Origin of the sequence: Robbsia sp. KACC 23696 (assembly GCF_039852015.1) — a bacterium.
GTDB lineage: Bacteria > Pseudomonadota > Gammaproteobacteria > Burkholderiales > Burkholderiaceae > Robbsia.
Genome location: NZ_CP156626.1, coordinates 2,049,278 through 2,069,453, shown reverse-complemented (window position 1 = coordinate 2,069,453; position 20,176 = coordinate 2,049,278). Strand labels below are relative to the sequence as shown.

Annotated in this window: 15 protein-coding genes; 6 read left to right on the top strand and 9 right to left on the bottom strand. The window is 63.0% G+C overall.

Annotated features, from left to right (window positions below; genetic code table 11):
* Positions 1-32: 32 nt before the first annotated feature.
* Entirely contained in the window at positions 33-1,268 is a 1,236-nt protein-coding gene (locus tag ABEG21_RS08700; protein WP_347554272.1) for an MFS transporter, read from the top strand.
* Positions 1,269-1,286: 18 nt separating this feature from the next.
* Here the strand turns inward: ABEG21_RS08700 and ABEG21_RS08695 are convergent, their stop codons facing one another.
* Complete coding sequence (locus ABEG21_RS08695; RefSeq protein WP_347554271.1) at positions 1,287-2,414, bottom strand: cation diffusion facilitator family transporter; 1,128 nt, start codon at positions 2,412-2,414, stop codon at positions 1,287-1,289.
* Positions 2,415-2,478: 64 nt separating this feature from the next.
* Between ABEG21_RS08695 and ABEG21_RS08690 the strand changes: the two genes are divergently transcribed.
* Entirely contained in the window at positions 2,479-2,850 is a 372-nt protein-coding gene (locus ABEG21_RS08690; RefSeq protein ID WP_347554270.1) for a metalloregulator ArsR/SmtB family transcription factor, read from the top strand.
* A 2-nt stretch (positions 2,851-2,852) separates the two neighbouring features.
* Here ABEG21_RS08690 and ABEG21_RS08685 read toward each other — a convergent pair whose 3' ends face one another.
* From ABEG21_RS08685 to ABEG21_RS08660, 6 genes are all read right to left on the bottom strand, one after another.
* On the bottom strand, positions 2,853-3,590 hold the full coding sequence (locus tag ABEG21_RS08685) for a hypothetical protein (RefSeq protein WP_347554269.1): 738 nt from the start codon (positions 3,588-3,590) through the stop codon (positions 2,853-2,855).
* Positions 3,587-5,689 carry a squalene--hopene cyclase gene (gene shc, locus ABEG21_RS08680; protein ID WP_347554268.1) on the bottom strand — a complete coding sequence of 701 codons (2,103 nt, stop codon included), beginning with the start codon at positions 5,687-5,689 and terminating at the stop codon, positions 3,587-3,589. Before shc ends, ABEG21_RS08685 begins: the two co-directional genes overlap by 4 nt.
* A 370-nt stretch (positions 5,690-6,059) precedes the next feature.
* Positions 6,060-7,088 carry a squalene/phytoene synthase family protein gene (locus ABEG21_RS08675; RefSeq protein ID WP_347554267.1) on the bottom strand — a complete coding sequence of 343 codons (1,029 nt, stop codon included), beginning with the start codon at positions 7,086-7,088 and terminating at the stop codon, positions 6,060-6,062.
* Between the two features lie 316 nt (positions 7,089-7,404).
* Positions 7,405-7,677, bottom strand: coding sequence for a hypothetical protein (locus ABEG21_RS08670; RefSeq protein WP_347554266.1), 273 nt, complete (start codon positions 7,675-7,677; stop codon positions 7,405-7,407).
* A 211-nt stretch (positions 7,678-7,888) separates the two neighbouring features.
* Positions 7,889-8,797, bottom strand: a complete 909-nt coding sequence (locus ABEG21_RS08665; protein ID WP_347554265.1) for an HAD family hydrolase — start codon at positions 8,795-8,797, stop codon at positions 7,889-7,891.
* 77 nt (positions 8,798-8,874) lie between these two features.
* On the bottom strand, positions 8,875-9,732 hold the full coding sequence (locus ABEG21_RS08660) for an ROK family protein (RefSeq protein WP_347556685.1): 858 nt from the start codon (positions 9,730-9,732) through the stop codon (positions 8,875-8,877).
* 548 nt (positions 9,733-10,280) lie between these two features.
* Between ABEG21_RS08660 and ABEG21_RS08655 the strand changes: the two genes are divergently transcribed.
* Positions 10,281-12,926 (top strand): response regulator, encoded by a 2,646-nt coding sequence (locus tag ABEG21_RS08655; RefSeq protein WP_347554264.1) that lies wholly within the window; start codon positions 10,281-10,283, stop codon positions 12,924-12,926.
* On the opposite strand, the gene mdtD is transcribed toward ABEG21_RS08655, so the two are convergent.
* On the bottom strand, positions 12,883-14,268 hold the full coding sequence (mdtD, locus tag ABEG21_RS08650; protein WP_347556684.1) for a multidrug transporter subunit MdtD: 1,386 nt from the start codon (positions 14,266-14,268) through the stop codon (positions 12,883-12,885). The two genes, ABEG21_RS08655 and mdtD, sit on opposite strands and share 44 nt — an antisense overlap.
* 770 nt (positions 14,269-15,038) lie before the next feature.
* On the opposite strand from mdtD, the gene ABEG21_RS08645 reads away from it, so the two are divergent.
* A complete protein-coding gene (locus ABEG21_RS08645; protein WP_347556683.1) occupies positions 15,039-15,236 on the top strand; it encodes a DUF3311 domain-containing protein in 198 nt (65 codons plus the stop codon).
* Positions 15,233-16,720, top strand: coding sequence for a sodium:solute symporter (locus ABEG21_RS08640; RefSeq protein ID WP_347556682.1), 1,488 nt, complete (start codon positions 15,233-15,235; stop codon positions 16,718-16,720). Before ABEG21_RS08645 ends, ABEG21_RS08640 begins: the two co-directional genes overlap by 4 nt.
* Positions 16,721-17,623: 903 nt before the next feature.
* Here the strand turns inward: ABEG21_RS08640 and ABEG21_RS08635 are convergent.
* The gene (locus ABEG21_RS08635; protein ID WP_347554263.1) at positions 17,624-19,096 is read right to left on the bottom strand and encodes a serine protease; all 1,473 of its coding nucleotides are present in this window, start codon (positions 19,094-19,096) and stop codon (positions 17,624-17,626) included.
* 332 nt (positions 19,097-19,428) lie between these two features.
* On the opposite strand from ABEG21_RS08635, the gene ABEG21_RS08630 reads away from it, so the two are divergent.
* Positions 19,429-20,163, top strand: coding sequence for a response regulator (locus ABEG21_RS08630; RefSeq protein ID WP_347554262.1), 735 nt, complete (start codon positions 19,429-19,431; stop codon positions 20,161-20,163).
* The last annotated feature ends 13 nt before the right edge of the window (positions 20,164-20,176 follow it).

Sequence of the window (20,176 nt, the reverse complement as noted above, 5' to 3'; positions counted from 1 at the left end):
CGGCATTCGGCAAGCGATCGCGAGGGCAGACAATGGGTGCATCCAGGGAATTTTCGACATCGACACCGACGCCGCCGGAAGGCGCGCGCGGCCGTCCCTTCGTCGGTCCGCTGACGGCGATCAGTTTCAGCCACATGCTCAACGACATGATCCAGTCGTTGATTCTGGCGATCTACCCCTTGCTCAAGTCGGGCTTTCACCTGAGCTTTTCGCAGATCGGGGTGATCACGCTGACCTATCAATTGGCCGCCTCGCTGCTGCAGCCGTTGATCGGCGCCTATACCGATAAACGGCCGCAACCGCACTCGACGGCCATCGGCATGATGTTCACGTTGTGTGGGCTGCTCTTGCTCTCGGTGGCGCCCAGCTATCCGGTATTGCTGCTGGCGGCCGCATTGGTGGGCATCGGCTCGTCGATCTTCCATCCCGAGTCGTCGCGCATCGCACGGCTGGCGTCGAATGGCCAGCATGGGCTTGCACAGTCGGTATTCCAGGTGGGCGGCAGTCTTGGTACCGCGATGGGTCCGCTATTGGCGGCCGCCGTGGTCTTGCCGTACGGACGCGGTAGCGTCGCCTGGTTTGCGCTGGTGGCCTTGCTGGCGATCTATGTGCTCTGGCGCATCGGTCATTGGTATCGCGTGCAGGCCGCGCTCGCGCCCAAGCGCAAACGTGCGCTGAATACGGCCGCCGCCGCGTTGAGCAAACGACGCGTCGGGGCCGCGGTGGCCGTGCTGGTCGCGCTGGTGACGTCGAAATATCTGTATCTCAGCAGCCTGAACAGCTATTACACCTTTTATCTGATCACGAAGTTTCATCTGAGCGTGCAGCAGTCGCAGCTGTATTTGTTCGCCTTCTTGTTCTCGGTGGCGGTGGGCACCTTGGTCGGCGGACCGATTGGCGACCGCATCGGCCGGAAATACGTGATCTGGGTGTCGATCCTGGGGGCGGCGCCGTTCACCTTGCTGTTGCCGTACGCCAATCTGTATTGGAGCGGTGTGCTGACGGTGATCATCGGCTTGGTGCTGTCGTCGGCGTTCTCGGCGATCGTCGTCTATGGTCAGGAGCTGCTGCCGGGGCGCGTCGGCATGGTGGCAGGCCTGTTTTTCGGTCTGGCCTTCGGTCTCGGCGGCGTTGGCGCGGCGGTGCTCGGCCATGTCGCCGATGCGACCGGCATCGAATTCGTCTATCGCGTCTGCGCCTTCCTGCCCTTGCTCGGCTTGCTGACGGTGTTCCTGCCGAATATCGAGACGCCGCGCCGCGCGACGTAGCGGGTCGTCTTTCCCGTTTCAGTGCGCCGGATGCGCCGGGCGGCGGCCGGTGCTGCAGGGCAGCGCCTCGCCCTGCGGCAGCGACGGGCCGTGTCCGTGGTGGTGGCTGTGATTGTGGCCATGTCCGTGGCCATGCCCATGCCCGTCGTCGCCGCCGTTTGCATCGAGCGGCGGAAGCTCGGCCATCAAGTCGTCGACACAGGTATCGGGCTCCATTTGCACGGTGGTATGCGCGACGCGGAATTTCTCCCGCAGTCGGGCACCGATCGCCGGCGGCAACTGGAGCGGGTCCGTGCCGGCCGCGGCGCGCGCATGAAGCGTCACCATCGCGCTTTCAGCGGTCAGACACCACGCATGAATATGGTGAACATCGGCCAGTCCCGGAATGCTGGCCATCAGGTCTAGGCGCACGACATCAGGATCGACGCCGGGCGGCGACGCTTCGAGCAGGATGGTTGCTGCGCTGCGCGTGACCGACCAGGCGCTTTTCGCGATCAGCAACGAGACGAGAATCGACAGGATCGGATCGATCGGCGAGAAGCCGGTCCACATGATCACCAGCGCGGCAACGATCGCCACGACCGACGAAACGAGATCGCCGAGCACATGCAGCCAAGCGGACCGCATATTCAGATTCTCGCGGCTGCCGCCATGCAGAATGGCGAAGGCGATGATATTCGAGAGCAGGCCACTGACCGCGACGAAGAACATCGTCGTGCCGAGAATGGGCTGCGGCTCGGCGAACCGACGCACAGCTTCGATGATGACGCCGGCTGAAATCACCAGCAATGTCAGACCATTGACGAAGGCCACCAGCACTTCCAGTCGACGATAGCCGTACGACAATCGCGTGTTGGGCGGCCGACGGCCGATGCGCAAGGCGACCCAGCTCATGCCGAGCGCCACGACATCGGACGCCATATGGGCGGCATCGGCGATCAGCGCCAGCGATCCCGAGATCAGGCCGCCCGCCACCTCGACGACCATGAATACGGCAATGACCAACAAGGCCCACGCCAGTCGCGTCTCATTCGTCGAACCATGGGCATGCGCATGGCCTGCGGCGTGCGAGTGCCCGGCGTGGTCGTGCGAATGGGCTGGGTGCTCGGTTGCGTGATCAGACTCGTCTGGGTGGTCGTGTGGCATATTCGTCTGGCGGAAGGTGTTAAGATTGACCTTAACACATTAACATATGAATAGGTATTCACATATGTGGGACGTCGTAGCCCAATTGTTTCGCTTGCTGGGCGATACGAGTCGCCTGCGGATTGTCGCGGCTTGTCTCGATGCGCCGGTGTGCGTGTCCGATATCGCCGCGGCGACGGCGCTATCGCCGTCCCTGGTCAGTCATCATCTGCGGTTGCTGCGCGGAGCGGGTGTCGTCAGAGGCGAGCGGCGCGGCAAGCAGATCTTCTATTGCGCGGCCGATGAGCACGTTCGCCGGATGATTCGCGACATGCATGTGCACGCGGTGGATTGCGCGCCGCGGCTGCAGGATGCGTCACTCGAAACGGAAGGCGACATGGCGCGGGACGTCGTCGAGGACGCTTTGCCTGTTGCTGAGCTGGATAAGCAGTCCTAGCGTTACGTCGGCAAGCCGAAGCGCGGCGGCAGCGCGGCGGCGATCTGCTTCAAGACGCGTTGTGCCGTGCCCGCATCGCGTCCCAATCGCAGCAGCGAGCCGAGTTGGGCCGGTTGCCGTAGCAAGGCGCCGATGACTGGCAGGACGACGGTACGGCCGTCGGCGGTCAGGCCGGCCAGGGCTGCCGGTGGCAAGGAATGATCGGCGCGATCGAGAACGACGCGGCAGATCAGAAAGGGGAGGCCCCATTCCGCGGCCAGCGCCGCCAGCGCATGCGATTCCATATCGACAGCGGCCGCACCGGTGCGGGCAAAGCACGCGGCTTTTTCGTCGGCGCTCGAGACGGCGGTGTCCGAGCCCGCGATCAAGGTTTGATGCACGCGCACCGTCGCCGCGGTCCCGCTTTGCAATGCCGCCGCCAGTGCGGTGCGCCATCGCGTATCGGTGGGCTGTTGCGTCCCGGAAGGATCGGCGACGCCGGTGGCCAGCAAGCAATCGCCTGGCCGCAGCGCGGGATCGAGGGCGCCGGCCGTGCCGAAGCTCACGAGTCCCATGACGCGAGGCGCCAGGTGGGCGAGCCGTCCGTCCGCGTCGCGCGCGGCAGGGCCCATCGCGACGCGGACATCGATACCGTGACCGCCGCGTAGCGCATCGGCTTCCAATACCATGCCGGCCACGACCAGCACCGGTTTCCTTGCGTCGGAATCGATTGCGCCGCTGCCGCTGCCGTCAGCGGTCATAGCCCGTATGTGACGTGACGCTGTCCGTCACGCTTCAGGTTGCGATACCGCGCCAGCGCCCAGAGCGGGAAATATTTCGAATAGCCGTGATAGCGCAGATAGAACACCCGCGGGAAACCGGTGGCCGTGAAAAGCGGCTCGTTCCAGAAACCATCGCTGCCTTGCTGCGCGATCAGATAGGCCACGCCGCGTGCGACGCGCGGATCGTCGACGACACCGGCCGACATCAGGCCGAGCACGGCCCAGGCCGTCTGCGACGCGGTCGACGGCGCACGCCGATAGCCATCGTAGTGCAGACGGTAACTGTCGCCGTCTTCGCCCCAGCCGCCGTCTTCGTTCTGGATCGAGAACAGCCAGTCCACCGACTGGCGGATCAACGGCGATTGATGGGCGTCGATGCCGACGCCGTTCAATGCGCACAGCGCCGCCCAGGTGCCATAGATGTAATTCATGCCCCAGCGGCCGTACCAGCTGCCGTCCGGTTCCTGATGCATCAGAATGTAGTCGGTGGCCCGCGCGACGGTCGGGTCGTCGCGGCTGGCGCCCAACTGCGTCAGCATCGACAGGCAGCGTGCCGAGACGTCGACGGTCGGCGGGTCCAGCAAGGCGCCGTGGTCGGCGAACGGGATATTGTTCAGGTATTCGTGCGTGTTCTCGGGCTCGAACGCGCCCCAGCCGCCGTCGCTGCTCTGCATGCCGACGACCCATTCCCGCGCCCGGGCAATCGCCTTGGTATAATCCGCGCGGTCCGACAGCCGATCCATCATTAGCGCGACCACCGCGGTATCGTCGACATCCGGGTAGTAATCGTTCCGATACTGGAAGGCCCAGCCGCCCGGACGCACCATCGGCCGCCGCGCCGACCAGTCGCCGACGACATCGAGAATCTGCAGCGGCCGCAGCCACTCGGCACCGCGCGCGGCGGCGTCGATGGCCGTCGGCGTGCCGGATTCGAGCAGCGCATGCGCCGCGAGGGATGTGTCCCACACCGGCGACAGGCAAGGCTGGCAATACGCCTCGCCGTCGTCCGCCGCATCGACCACCAGCAGCTTGTCGACCGAGCGTCGCGCGATCGCCCGCTGCGGATGCTCGGGCCCGTAACCGAGTACGTCGTACATCATCACGGAATTGACCATGGCCGGGAAAATCGCGCCCAGCCCGTCCTCGTCGTTCAAGTGCGATGCGACGAATTCGGTCGCGACCTCCGTCGCGCGTGCCCGCAGACCTTTCGGGAACAACCAGTCGGTCTTGCGCAGTACCGCATCGATCGCGCGGAACGTACGGAACCAGCCGGCGTGTTGGTGCGGCGCGCGATCATTGAGACCGACATTGACGGCCGGGTCCGTGAACAGCTCGTCCAGACGGACGCCGCGCAGATTGCGCGCGCGGGGGCGACGTTGTTGCAGGACCAGCAGCGGAACGATGACGGTGCGGGCCCAGTACGACACTTTCGACAAGTGGAAGGGGAACCACATCGGCAGCAGCGTGATCTCGATCGGCATCATCGGCACCGCGCGCCAGGACACCACGCCGTAAAGGGCGAGCAGAATCCGGGTGAAGACGTTGACCTTGGCAATACCGCCGGCGGCGAGAATCGCTTCGCGCGCACGCCGCATATGCGGCGCATCTACCGGGTCGCCGATCATTTTCAGCGCGAAATACCCCTTGACGCTGGCGCTGATATCGAGCGCGCCGTCATGGAACAGCGGCCAGCCGCCGTGATCGCCCTGAATTCGCCGCAGATAACGTCCGATTTTCGCTTCCAGCGTCAGGTCCGGCGTCTCGCCGAGATAGTGCACCATGAGCACGTACTCGGCCGGAATCGTCGCATCGGCTTCCAGTTCGTAGAGCCAATGGCCGTCACTGCGCTGATCAGACAGCAGGCGCGTGGTCGCCGCGTCGACCGCGCGTTCCAGCGCGTCGAACGAGGGCGCGTTATCCGCGAGCGATGCGGACGCGGGGACGGGCGCGCCGGTCGTCGTGGCCGGTGCGGGCGCGCGAGCGCTGGGCGTCGCCGTATTGCCGCCAGTCTGTGTTTGCCCGTCCGCCTGCTTCAGCGCTTGAGTGAGGGCTTGGTTCTCCAAGGGCGTCGTATCCATCCTTCTCCGATCTCTCTCCGGTCCTGCTGCTATCTGCCTTGGCGCCGCGATCTCATTGCAGAGAGGACGTCATTCTTCGGCTAACACGGATAGCGCAGACAGCGTCGCGATTGTCGCGGGCAGGCCGGCGTGCGTCCAGTCTCCAGCAAGAAACAGATTATTCCATTGGGCCCGCTATCCCGGATATAAAGCATCCTGCTGGGGATGCGCGGGCCGTGCGGGCACATCGTGCCATAGATCGCGCGGCGCTGCTTCAAGCCATAGTCTCGAAAAAAAAGCGCCGACGATAGTGAATCCAATACAACAGTCGCGCCCGATATACGGCGGGAAAACCGTATCGCGGCCGGGTGCGGCCGATCCGCTCACCGACTTACGATAAGCCGTGGCGCAATAATAGCCAGACCAGTCGCCAGCGCGGCAGGCGCACCCGACGACGCGGGGCGGCCCATCCTTGCTGCACGGTCCGCGCGAAGATCGCGTGGTAGACCGCATACATCAGTCGCGGCGCCTTGACGGCGCGGCGCGGGGCGACGCGCATCAGTGCGTGCGCCGCCTGATAGTGTATTTGCGCCTGTCGCGCAAGCCAGGCGCCGGCCTTCGGCAGCCCCGGCGCCGCCAGCAGGGCTGTGATCGCCGCATCGCGTTCCGGTGTCGTGCGCAACGGCGCGTCGGGCCGCGCGGCGGCGACCGCGGCGTTTGCGACGGCGCTGGCGCCGCCGTCCATGTGATCCGTGATCGGATAAGGCATCGGGCCCGCAGCCGCGACCCAATCGGGCGCGGCGGTATTTGCCTGATCGAAGAGCGTCGGATCGATGCCGCCTTCGAGGAGCGCCTCGCGCGGCAGATAGAGCCGGTGGATCGATGCGTCTTCGTCCAGATCGCGCAGGATATTGGTGAACTGCAAGGCGCGGCCGAGATGATGGGCCAAGGCAATGCCTTGCGCCCGGTCCAGGCCGAAGACCTGCGTCGACAAACGCCCCACCGCGCTGGCGACACGGTCGCAATACAAGTCGAGGACAGCGAAAGATGGCGCCTGAATGTCGGCGTCGAGGTCCATCTGCATCCCGTCGATCACGGCGATGAAGTCTTCCTTGTGCAGCGCGAACTGCCGGGTCGCGGTGCGCAAGCCGGCCGGCACGAGCGCCGCGGCATCGGGCGTGCCCGCGGGCGCATTACGCGGCGTGTCGGGGAACAATGCGTCGATACGGGCGCGCCAGAGGTCGAGTCCCGCGCGGCGCGCGTCCCAGGGGCCTTCGTCATCGGCGAGATCGTCCACCGCCCGACAGAAGCGGTAGATCTCGTACATCGCGTCGCGTTGCTCGCGCGGCAACACCCGCATCGCCATATAGAACGAGCTGCGGCGCGCCTTGGCCACGGCATCGTCCGGGGTGGTGTCCATCGAGGGAAGGGGTTCCGCGCTTGCCAACCGGCTGCTCCAAATTCAGTAAGGGGCTCGGCGTCGGCCGCCGGCACGGCTGCGATTATACCCAGGCGCGGCGTTCCCGCGCACGCTCCTGAACAGCAGACGTGTCAGATAAGACGATGCACTGGACGCACGGGGGCAAATCGGGCAGGAAAACGGGGGGAGCGGCGAGGCGAGGGTTGGTGGCGAATCGATGCGGGATGTCCCGGAGCCGTGGCGGTCGGCGGCACGGCGGCGCGCAAGGGGCGCCTGGCCGTGCCGCGCGCGCGGCCTGCTGCATCGGCGGGGTAAATCAGGAGTAACGGCGCCCGCGTACAGACCAACGGTCGAAGTCCCCCATATCGAGCGCGTCCGATGCATCGAGGTATTCCGCAAACGCCGTTTCGGGATCGTCGGCATCGTCCCAGTCGGCCGGTTCGGCACGCAGATCGCGCAGGGACAAACTGTCCATTCGCGAAATCTGGCAATCCAGCTGCGCATCGAATGCACGGCTTTCACCTGGAATCAGGTCGTCGTCTGGCTGGGGTAGAAGGAAATTCAGCGCGAAGTGATGCGATGCGGACATGGCGACTCCAAACGGATAACGATTCTCGGTCGAGTCGTCCTCCAGCCGCCAGAGCGAATCTGGCCAACGACGACTCACGGCGCAACGATGATCATAGTGGGACGGCTGCAAGGGGGCCGAGCGTCGGAGCCGACGTCGGGGATTTGAGTGTAGGCGATCCCGTAGAGATCGCAAGGGCATTTTGTGCCTGGTTGAGTGGTCATTTCTCCGTCTAGCGATGCTGAGACGGGAGGATCCATTCGTAGATGGCCTTGGCGACGCCATCGTCGTCATTGCTGGCCGTGACGACATTGGCGCGCTGCTGGATCGTCTTCTCCGATTGCCCCATGGCGATGGCAAAACCGGCGACGTCGAACATCGGCAGATCGTTCGACATATCGCCGAGTACCGCCAATTCGTCGAGCCCGATGCCGAGGTGTCGCGCGATGGCGTGGGCGGCCGTGCCTTTATGCGCGTCCGGATGCGTGATGTCGAGATAGTATTTCTGCGAGCGCACGGTGTTCAGCTTGCCGGAGAAGGCCTTGGCGATTTCGTGCTCGATGCGCGCCAGACCGTCGAAGTCGGCGGACGCGGCCAGAATTTTATCGACCGAGGCGAAATCGTGATCGGTGAAGGCATCGACGACGGTCGGGCCGTAACCCAGCGTGCGCGTTTCCACATCGACATAGGCGGCATTGGGATCGGTGATACGCCACTCGCCTTCCGTGAAAATCCATGGCGACAGGCCGCGACTCTGCAGATCCGTGACGACCTCACGCGCAACGGCGGGCGGCAGGCGCAGTGCATCGAGCACGCGCTGATCGGGCGCAATGATATTGCCGCCGTTAAAGGCCGCGATCGGCGCGAAGGCGGGGGCGGCGTCGGCGGTGTCGGCGGCGCCGTGTGCCGCCTGCGTGTCGGCACCGTCGACGGCTTCCCCGAGGTGGAGGGCGTTCACCAGATCCGACAGCGCGCGGGGTGGTCGGGCGCTTGCGATCGAAAACGCGATGCCGGCGCGACGCAATGCGGTGACGGCGTCGATCACCGCCGGGCTCAATGATTTATCCGATCGGACCAGCGTGCCGTCGATGTCGGAGAGAACGGCGCGGATCGGCCGAGGGGGAAGCGAAGGGCGTGTCATCGATGTGTTTCCTGGATAGGCGTAGCGGGGGTATATCGGCCCCCGCTTTTTTTAATATGCGTGTAGGTCTTGATGCGTCAGACGGCGACGTCACGCCACAAGGCCGCGCCGCCCTCGATGCCTGCGTCGTTCGATACGATCGTCACTTCTTGCGGCAAGGGAAACGCGATGCGCTGCGCATTGCCGCCACCGATATAGAGATGATCGAAATGCAGCAGGGAATCGAGGATCGCGAGGGTGCGCTGCACATGGCGATTCCAGCGTTTCTTGCCGATTTTCTTGCGGGCCGCGTCGCCGACATAGTCGTTGTACGATTTGCGGCCGCGAATCGGATGGTGCGCGAGTTCGAGGTGGGGCATCAGCACGCCGTCGCGGAACAACGCCGACCCCGCGCCGGTGCCGAGCGTCAGCACGAACTCCAGCCCCTCGCCGCGTATCACGGCCAGCCCCTGCATTTCGGCATCGTTGATGACTTGGACCGGGCGGACCGGCGCATTGGTCTGTTTTGCGAGGGCGGCCGCAACCGCTTGTCCAAGCGCGAAACCACGCCAGGCGGTGTCCTCGGTGGGGACACCGTGCTTGTCGGTCGTGTCGGCCGCTTTCCGCGCAGAGCCGGCGTCCTCCGCACTGTCCTTATCGTGCTTTTTTGCCTTGTTCGCGTGTTGCATGATCCCGGCGGCGAACGGATCGTCCGGATCCACGTGATCGAAGTGCGGCGCAGTGAGCACCTTGCCGTCGCGGACGACGCCGGGAAATCCGATCGACAGAAAGTCGAAGTCGCCAAGCGGGCCGCACAGCTCCAGCAACGCGTCGATCATGCGCTCAGGCGAACACGGGTAGGGCGTATCGATGCGTTGGCGCTCACTGGTCATCTTCCCGTCTACATTGAGCAGCGCGGCTTTCAGGCCGGTGCCGCCGATATCGATGGCGAGGATCCGCGCCGTCTTGCTTGCGTGTTGCCGATGCGTGGTCCGCGGCTCGCGCGTCGCCGCGTTCCCACCACTCGCGAGAGCGCTGTCATGGATCACTGCATTGCGCTTGCGCGCCGCACTGCCGGGCCGCGCATCGGGTGCGATGTGGGATTCGGAATCGGGTGCGACGTTTTTACGCACGGCGGTGCCAGCGCGCGGGGAAACCGATTTTGTGCTTTGTTTACCGGGGTTTGGCTTGGCTTCGGTCGTTTTCCGCGGCATGGGGGCTCCTTCTAAATGGCTAATCAATATTGACGTTTGTCAATCGCTGTTTATACTGAAGCTGTCTCCTCCACCTCCTCCTTGGTGGATTCAAACCCGGCCCCTTGTGGACCGGGTTTTTTTTCGTCCGTCGCCTGGGTTGGGCGGCGACACCGACGTCTCGACAGCGTATCGCGCTACTTTATTGTCACGCGTTTGACGCAAGTGGGTTTAACCGCGCGGATGTCGATTGCGGTGTCGAAGGCCGGGGGTAGAATGGCGTCATCATCGTCATCGGGTATCGGGTCAGTATGACATCCAGCCTTGATTTCAGTACGCTGTTCGACGCGTCGCCGGCGCCCTGCGCGGTGCTGGATCTCGCGTTGCGCACGGTCGCGGTCAATCGCGCCTATCTGGCGGCGATGGCCTGCGAGCGGGAAGATATCGTCGGCCAGTATTGGTTCGACGCCTTTCCCGACTACACCGGCGCATTGGATGTCGCCGCGCCGATCACGGCCACCATCGCCTCCGTCTCTGCCTCCGCCGCCGCATTGATACGCGATTCCGTACACCGTGCGCGCGCCACCGGTCTGGCCGATACGTTGCCTTGCGTGCGTTATCCGATTCGCGCGCGGCGTCCCGTGGAAAAGGCGAGGGCCTCGCACGCGGGTGAGGAGGCGGGTGAGCGCGCGGTCGCGGGCCCGCTGCTCGATCGGTACTGGCGCATCACCCACACGCCGGTGTCCGGTGCCGACGGCACGTCGGCGCATGTGCTGCAACATTGCACCGACGTGACGCAGGCGCAGTGGCCGGGTCCCGCGCTCGATGCCGGGCGCACGCAAATCATCGAAGCGTTGCAGCGCGATCGGACGGATCTGGAAGGCTTGGTCCGCGAATCGGTACAGGCGTTACGCGACAGTGAGTCCGAGCGCCGACAGACGGAAGCGGCGCTTGCCCAGGCGCAGAAGATGGAGGCGGTGGGCAAGTTGACCGGCGGCGTCGCCCACGACTTCAATAACGTGCTGCAGATCATCAGTGGCAATGTGCAACTGGCCGATCGCGATCTGAAGGCGGTGCGCGATAGCCTGCCTGCGCCGAGAGACGCGCGAACGGCGTTGGCCGCGCGCGTGAGTGCGGCGCACACGCGGTTGGAAACGGCGCTGGAAGCGGTCGCGCGCGGTGCGAAACTGGCCTCGCAGCTATTGGCGTTCGCGCGGCGACAACCATTGCAGCCTCGTGTTGTCGAACCGCGTGCACTATGCTTGCCGATGGTCGATATGATGCGCCGTTTGTTGGGCGAAACCATTCGCGTCGAGACGCTGATCGCGGATGGATTGCAGCCGGCATGGGTGGATGCCAACCAGTTGGAAAACGTGCTGCTGAATCTGGCGGTCAATGCGCGCGACGCGATGGATGGCGAGGGCATCTTGACGATCCGGGTCGAGAACGCGGTGATCGATAGCGCTTTCGCCAGTCTGCATCCGGGATTGCGTCCCGGCGAATATGTGATGTTCGCGTTGATGGACGACGGCTGCGGGATGCCCCCCGACGTGCTGGATCGCGTGTTCGAACCGTTCTATACGACGAAGCCGCCGGGTCAGGGCACGGGCCTCGGTCTGAGCATGGCTTACGGCTTTGCGAAACAGAGCAACGGGCATATTTATATCGATAGCGTCGTCGGCAAGGGGACAGCGGTGCGGCTGTATTTGCCGCGCGCGGCGCAGGACGTCGTGCGGCCAGACGTCCCGTCTTCCGCCGCTGCGCAGAAGGGGGCGAGCGTCGATCCAGACACGGACGACGCGACCTGCGATGCCGACGACGGAAGCGAGGTTGCCGATGTAGCCAGGGTCGCCGATACTGCCGAACGCTTCGCCGGCAGCGGTACGATTCTGGTAGCGGAAGACGACAGCGATGTCCGTGCGACCGTGGTGGCCTTGATCGAGGGTTTGGGCTATTCGGTACTCGCCTGCGACAGTGGCGAGGCGGCAGTCGATGTGTTGCAGCGTCCGGCCGGTGCCAACGTCGTCCTGCTGTTCAGCGACGTCGTGATGCCGGGGCCGCTACGCGGTGCGGCGCTGTTGTCCGCCGTACGCGCGGTGCGACCGGGTTTGCCGGTGATGTTCACGTCGGGGTATACCGACGAGGAGCTGGCGCACGGCGGCCGCCTCGATCCGACGGTGTGCCTGCTGGCCAAGCCCTATGATCAGGCGCATCTCGCGCGCACGCTCCACGCGATGCTGGACGGCGTCACGCGGCACGGCGCGCTGTCTGCAAGCGCGCGGTCCCCGCTTTCGGCCAAGCAAGCGGTGCAGGACCTCGCGCAGGAGATCGAGCACGACATTGAGCACGACGTTGAGCACGACAAGGCTGCCCGTTTGCCGTCGGTGCCGAGCGTCGGGTCGTTGCGCTCGGCGCGGGCCGGCTTGTCGATCTTGCTGGTGGAGGACGATGCCAATGCACGGGAGGCCAGCGCCGCCTTGCTGGAGGCCTTGGGGCATTGCGTGCGTAGCGTCGACAGTGGCGAGCACGCCATCCTCGCTCTGTCGGGATGGGATCCCGATCTGCTCGTGACGGATTTGAATCTGCCGGGCATGTCCGGCGCCGAACTGGCGCGCCGGGTCGATCTGCCTGTGGTGGTGATCAGCGGCATGGCCTTGAAAGCGGGCGGCACGATCGGCGTTCGCGCGCACGGTCAGCCAAGCACGCCATCGGCATCAGATGACGTTGGCGGCACCGACGACGGCTTGCCGGCGCATGTCGTGCCCTTGTGCAAGCCATTCGATCTGGACGCCTTGACCGAGGCGATCGACGCCGCGCTGTCGTGCCACGAGGTGCCGGAGCACGAGGCGGCCGCGCCACGCGTTCCGGTGCGGCAACCCGCGCGGTCAGGCACGCGGCGCCATGACCGCGCGCTCAACCCTCGTCATTCGCCGCGGGGTCGTGCGGGGCATGCCTGACTTCCGGGGCCAATTGCGCGAAGATCCATGACGATGCGGCGGTAATGATGCCGACGCAGGCAAATGTCCAATGAAAGGCCGGCAATGAGCCGCGTGCGTCGGCGCCGCCGTGCGCCAGCGATTGGAAGGTATCGAGCAAGGCCCCGCCGATGGTGACGCCGAGGCTCATCGCGAGCATTTGCACCATTGAAAACAGGCCGTTGCCGCTACTGGCGCCGCCTCGCGCAAGATCCTTCAGCGTCAAGGTATTCATGGCGGTGAACTGCAATGAATTGACGGCGCCGAAGAAGGCCAGCTGCACCAGCAGCAGGCCCATCGGCCAGCTCGGCGTGACAAAGCCGAAGCTGGCCATCGCCAGGCCGACCGCGGCGGTATTGCTGATCAGCACGGTGCGATAACCGAAGCGCACGATCAGCGGGGATGCGAGGCGCTTTGCGCCCATGCCGGCGGCGGCCACCGGCAGCATCATCAGGCCGGCGTGGAACGGTTCGTATCCGAGGCTGACCTGCAACATCAGCGGGATGAGGTAGGGCATCGCGCCCGTTCCGATCCGGCAGAACAAATTGCCGAGCAAGCCGACGCTGTACGAGTGGATCTTGAACAGATCCAATGGAAACAGCGGAAAGGGCGCGCGCGTGGCGTGCAAGCCGTAGGCGGTCAAGGTCGCGAAGCTGACGACCAGGAGCACCAACACCGTCGCATGCTGGAGCCCGAGGTCCGTCAGGCCATCCAGTGACAGCGATAGCGTCACCATGCCCACCGCGAGCAGCAGATAGCCGTTCAGATCGAAGCGTTTTACCGGCGCGCGCGAGTCGATCATATAAAAGTAGGTGGCGGCGATGCCGACCAGCCCCACCGGCACATTGATCAAAAAGATCCAATGCCACGAGGCGAATGAGACGAGCCAGCCGCCCAGCGTGGGGCCGATCAGTGGACCGATCAATCCTGGGACCGCGACAAAGCTCATGGCTCGGAGAAACTGATCGCCCGGTACCGTACGCAGCAGCGCGAGTCGACCGACCGGCATCAGCATCGCGCCGCCCAAGCCTTGAACGATGCGCGCCCAGACCAGCATGTCCAAGGAGCTGGACGCGGCGCAGCCGATGGAGCCGAACATGAAGAGGGAGATCGCGGTCATGAACACGCGTGTGGTGCCGAATTTGTCGGCGAGCCAACCGGTTGCCGGAATCAACATCGCCATCGTCAAGGCGTAGGCGATCACCACCGATTGCATCCGCAGCGGGCTTTCCCCGAGTGAGCGCGCCATCGAGGGCAGTGCCGTGTTGACGATCGTCGTGTCGAGGGTCTGCATGAAGAAGCCGACGGCCACGATCCACAACATGATTGACGACGTGCGTGGTCGGTAAGGCAACGGCTTCGACATCGGTACGATTCCTTGGTGAATCTACGGCATTGCATCCCGGGGGCGCGCAACCATTGCTTCGTCGAGATGCGGGCTGCTGCGCCGCGTCCCGACGTTCGGCTTACGCTCTTTGGAATTATAGCGAATTACCCTGCGCGGGATGGCGCCACGTTTTGAGCGCGCCGCGTTGGGTAAATCGCTGGTGCGGCCAAGCATTCGATCGCACCATTTTAACGCCGCATTTTTCGCGTAAATAGAGAAAAACTGGGGATTACCCTTATTGGTTTTTTTAATATAACTTAAGAGAGTTCAAGCCCGTCTGTTTTCATGGCTTTGCCCGCGCATTAGCCGTGATCGATTTTCTGTCGAAATCCCTGTTTCAACGGTGATCGGGTGCTTCGAGCCTCTCGCATTTGCTTGACGTGCGCCGTTTCGCGGCGTTATTGTCGGGTGCCCAAAACCCGTATTAAGTGTGTATTGACAGTCTGAAGTGGTGAAGCGGCGTTCTCGCGTCGTCAAGCGGCTGGTCGCGTGACCGGGCGCCCTCTCAGCGGATGCACGCGGACGGTGTAACGGTATGCCGGGCACTATTTTAAGAAAACAGATCGGCGCGTGTCCGGCGGAGATGCCTTCGCGGATGCGTGACGCGAATATCAAGCGAGACAACAAGACAAATGAATCCTATCGGTGAGTCAGCTCATTCACGCCCCGGGGGCGGGATCGTAGAGGAACAGGCGCATCCCGAACCGATTGTCGATACGCCGCCGCAGAAATACGGCGCGCTCAGATGGCTGTTGGTGCTTCCTTATATCGCGTTGTTGTGGGTGCCGTTTTATAACCACGCCATGCCGTCCTTTGCCGGCTTCCCGTTCTTCTACTGGTATCAATTTTTGTGGGTACCGTTGACGTCGCTATTGATCTACATCGTGTACAAGGTGATGCGCTGATGAATGTCGAGATCAATCCTATCGCCGTCGGCGTTTTCGTCGGGTTCTTTCTGCTGGTCACCGTGATCGGCTTTTTGGCATCGCGCTGGAAAGCTGGAGATCTGACGCAGTTGCACGAGTGGGGCTTGGGCGGCCGACAGTTCGGCGCCGTGATTACGTGGTTTCTGGTCGGCGGTGATTTCTACACCGCCTACACGGTGATCGCCGTGCCGGCGCTGGTGTATTCGGTGGGGGCCTACGGCTTTTTCGCCTTGCCGTACACGATCATCGTCTATCCCTTCGTTTTCCTCGTCATGCCGAAGCTGTGGAAGGTCTGCCATCGCTACAACCACATCACGGCGGCCGATTTTATTCAGGGCCATTACGGCGGGAAATGGTTTGCCGCGGCCGTGGCCGTGACCGGCATTCTGGCGACGATGCCGTATATCGCGCTGCAGCTGGTCGGCATGCAGGTGGTGATCGAAGGCCTGGGTGTGCATGGCGAAATGCCCTTGATCGTGGCCTTCGTTATCCTCGCGGTCTATACCTACGCCAGTGGCTTGCGCGCGCCGGCGATGATCGCCTTCGTGAAGGACATCATGATCTATATCGTCGTGATCGCGGCGGTGTGGATCATCCCGAGCAAGCTCGGCGGCTATGGCGCGGTCTTCTCCGCCGCTGGCGACGCGTTCGCGGCGAAGGGCGGGGCAACCGGCCTGACGCTGAAGCCGTCGCAATTTACCGCCTACGCCAGTGTCGCACTGGGCTCGGCAATGGCGGCCTTCATGTATCCACACACGATGACCGGTATCCTGAGCTCCAGCTCCGAGAAGTCGATCAAGACGAATGCGGTCTTTCTGCCGGCCTACACCTTGTTGCTGGGTCTGATCGCGCTGCTGGGTTATATGGCCATCGCCGCCGACATCAAAGTCACGTCGGCGACGCAAGTGGTGCCGGCGCTGTTCGCCAAGGTCTTTCCGGCGTGGTTTGTCGGCTTTGCCGCGGCCGCTATCGCGATCAGCGCCTTGGTGCCGGCGGCGATCATGTCGATCGGTGCCGCCAATCTGTTCACGCGCAATTTGTGGCGTCCGCTGGTGAGTCCGAATATGACTCCGCAGGCAGAGTCGCAGAGCGCGAAACTGTTTTCGCTGTTCGTCAAGTTTGGGGCGCTGGTGTTCATCTTGTTCGTGCCGACGAAATTCGCGATCGATCTACAATTGCTCGGCGGTGTGTGGATCCTGCAGATTTTCCCGGCCGTGGTGTTCACCTTGTTCACCTCGCGGTTGAAACTGCCGGCGCTGTTCTTGGGTTGGACGGCGGGTATGGTCGTCGGTACCGGGCTGGCGTTGCAACAAGGCATCAAGCCGCTGTACACGGTGGCGATTGGTGGCGCGTCCTATCCGATCTATATCGGCTTGCTGGCGCTGGTGGTGAATGTCGCCATTACCCTGGTGCTGTCGCTGCTGCTGAAAAGTGGCCGGCCGGTGACACCTGCGGTGGCGTGATCGTTGTTTTGCACGACAGCACGACTGCGCTAGCAGCGCGGTCGTGCGTCCGGGCAGCGCATTCGGTTTTTTTGCCCCTATCGCTTGAACGCACGCGATACGATATACAGCGTTTCCCGCAGCGGCATATTGCTCAGCGGGACACGTTGAAGTATTGGCTCACCGAAGGATAGAAGTCCGAGAACGGTGCATAGTCATCGTGCCGTTCGCCCATCCACTTCCCGCAGGCAGCGGGGCCGCCTTCGGCAACCGACTTAGCCGCTTGGCGTAATACCGCACTTTTCGGTCGGCAGACGACATCGCGCTGACACCACCCGGCGCTGTAAAACCCCTGGCTATAGCGGCGCTTCTGCGCAGCCCGGAGCGTTTCCGCGCCGTTTGCACGGATATCGAAATGGCCGACCCAGCCGATATCCAGCCGTTTCCAGTTTATCCGGGCAGCGTCAATGCGGGGATCCGGGACCGCAATGCCCTAACCATCTGCATCGGCGTGCTCAGGGCAGACGCGTCGGTGTCATGCCGCGTTTTTTCTGCGATATCGTGCGACGGTTTGTCGACGGGGACCAGCGGCGCCGCATGCTTGTCGATAGGACAAACGAAGTATACCCGTCCCGTCTGCGTGTCCGGTGAAGCGTTGATGGCTACTTCGCTTCCCAGTCTGTCGACCGGGCCGTCGGATCTCGCAGCCGGCTGCGCGTGGATCGGCGCGAGCAGAAAGACCGACATAAGAGGTCTAATAAATGCACGATGTTTCATGGGTAAATATTCGTTTAATTAACGTAATAATCCTAATTAAGAATTTAAAAAATAACAGTGGGTGAAGGGAACTGTTTGTATTCGGTACGTCTCGAAAACGCCTTTCGGCCAGCCGTGGGTGTTCGTAACGGCCGGCCGAATGTCCTATCAGTCAAGTAGTCCGAAGTAATGTGAAACAGAAGGATAGAAATCGGAAAACGGCGCGTAGTAATCGATTTTGCGCGCGAATGAGGCGCCGCAGTGCGACCAGCCGCCGTTCAGGGTGCCACGCAGCGCCACACCCTCCGCGTCGGCGGTGAAGATGCCCGATCCTGACGAACCGTCCTCGGTGGCGCCCGCGTCATCGGCCATGCCCCACTGAACGGTGATTCTGGCGCGTTCCCGTTCGGGATGATAGAGCCCGATGTCGGCGATCGTGCCGATGGCATGTTTCTTCGCATCGCCGGCGGGGTGATGTATCGCTGTGATCGGTTCGCCCCGTTTCAGCGGCTTCGCGCTCCACCCTTGATAGTGTGCGCCCGCGGGCGGCGCGTGATTGAGCGAGAGCAGGGCCATGTCCAAAAGCGGATGCGCCGATAACAGCGTGGCGCCGCCGCCGAGTTGCGTGACGCGTTGGTCGATCGACGCCGGTGGGCCACCGCATTGCGTGGTCTGATAGAACCAGATGGTCAGCAGGGAGTCGGCATCGCTCTGCGTCTGAATGCAATGGCGCGATGTGAGGAAGAGCGCGCGTTTAGGGACCTGTCCGTTGTTCAGCAGCGTCCCGGTACACATATATGACTTTCCGTTGGTTTCGGTATAGACCATCTTTGCGACCGCGTCGCGTGCATTGCGCAATGCCGCTGTCTGCGGCCGACAGATCACGTCGCGGTGGCATGCGCCGGCGCCATAGAACTGTTGGGCATAGCGCGCCGTTCCTGGCGCCGCGTAGCGTGTGCTGGCTAGGGCATCGGAAAAATAAGAGAGTCGCGGGACGCGAATGCGAAACGTGGCGGGGTGCACCGCGTGCGGTGCGACCACTTCGATGTGGATCGTATCGCCCGATGTCAGCGGCGTCCAATAGTTCGCGCTGTCTCTGATCTCTTTCGCACGGGTCTCGAACACGTTCTTGTCGTTCCCGGCGATACGGAAAACGATCTTTTGCGCGATCTCGTCGGATAGCGGCGTTTCACCGTCGTCGCCATGGAGCGCCAGCGATGCGCGCAGCGTTTCAGCGCCGGCCGCGCGGATAGCGAAATGACCTACCCAACCGATGTCCATCCGTTGCCACCGTATCTTGGAATAATCGAGGTCCTGCTCTGGAACAGTAATGCCTTTCCCTATTTGCAGCGGCGCGTCACGATGCGGCGCAGTGATAGGGGACGCATCGGTGGCTGCCGATATCGGATCGATGGTCGCGTCGATTTGCATAATCGGCACGTCTGTTTGATCGATCGCGCGGGCGAACACGGCGCCGCCGATATACGCCGCCGGCGGATTGTCCCGCGCAATCGCACCGCCCATGCTGAATGCATGCGCCTCGCCCGTCATGTCCGATATGTCGGCACTCGCCTGTGCCGGTATGAAAGGGGACAACAGTATTAACGCAGCAATGTGTCGATGGCGTAATGATGTTTTCATGGCTAAATATCCATTTAAAAATAATTTTTTGGAAATGAGAAAAGCCAAGGAAAATTACCATTGGAAATGTCTTATTGATATTGATTTAATAATAATTAAGACGGGTCTCTCATTGTTTGGCCGATAGATCGATATACCCGGGGTTGGGTGCGTCATATTGGAATAAGGCGGAGAAAGCGCGGCAGGCGGGCACATTCCATGCTAGCTGACAGCAACTTGCTTTCGTCGACTGCGGTGTAGCGGTGCCATTTGGCTGCGCCGTGCCATCGACGACCGTTTATTTCTCTGTGGCCGTTCCGCGCACGAAGCGGTGACATTCACCGCAATTCAATATGCCGCTTCCGAACAATCGTCTGCCTTTTTCGCCCGCCGGTGACAGCGATGTCCCGACTCGTCCCGATGCGTCCACTCAACGCAAGTCTGATACGTCCGATGCCCGCGGCAGCGCGTCCGCGCGGCCGAGTCGCGATATCAGACTGACCGACAGCTATACGCTTGACCTCGACGATGCCGGTCGCGTCATCTCGTCCACTGCCGCCAACGCGCCTGGGGGACCCGCGACGACGCCCTGGATGCCGCCCCGGCGTATGCCCGATTGGCCGCCGGGCCAGCCCAGCGCGACATCGGAAAGCGCCAAATATGCGATGCGTCAACGCTGGCTCGCGCTGCGAGACCATCCAAGATTACATGGCAACGCTGAAAAATTTACGCGTCTGATGGTCGTCGACGACAATCTCGATGTCCGCTACGCGATGCACGAATGCCTGAGCGCCGAGGGCTATGACGTCTCGGTCGCCAGCGATGGAATGAGCGCGCTGGCCTTGGCGAAGATGACCTTGCCCGAGGCCATCCTGCTCGATATCGGCATGCCGGCGCTGGACGGCTTTTCCACTGCGCGGGCATTCCGTCGCATGACGGCCTTCCTGCATACGCCGATTGTCGCGATCACGGGTTTTTTCGACACCGAGCATATCAACGACGCCCGTTCGGCCGGCTTTGATTTTTATTTCCAGAAGCCGGTGGATATCGATGCGCTGCTCGCGCTGTTGCGGGGCGACCCCGTCTGAGGCGCCCGGACCT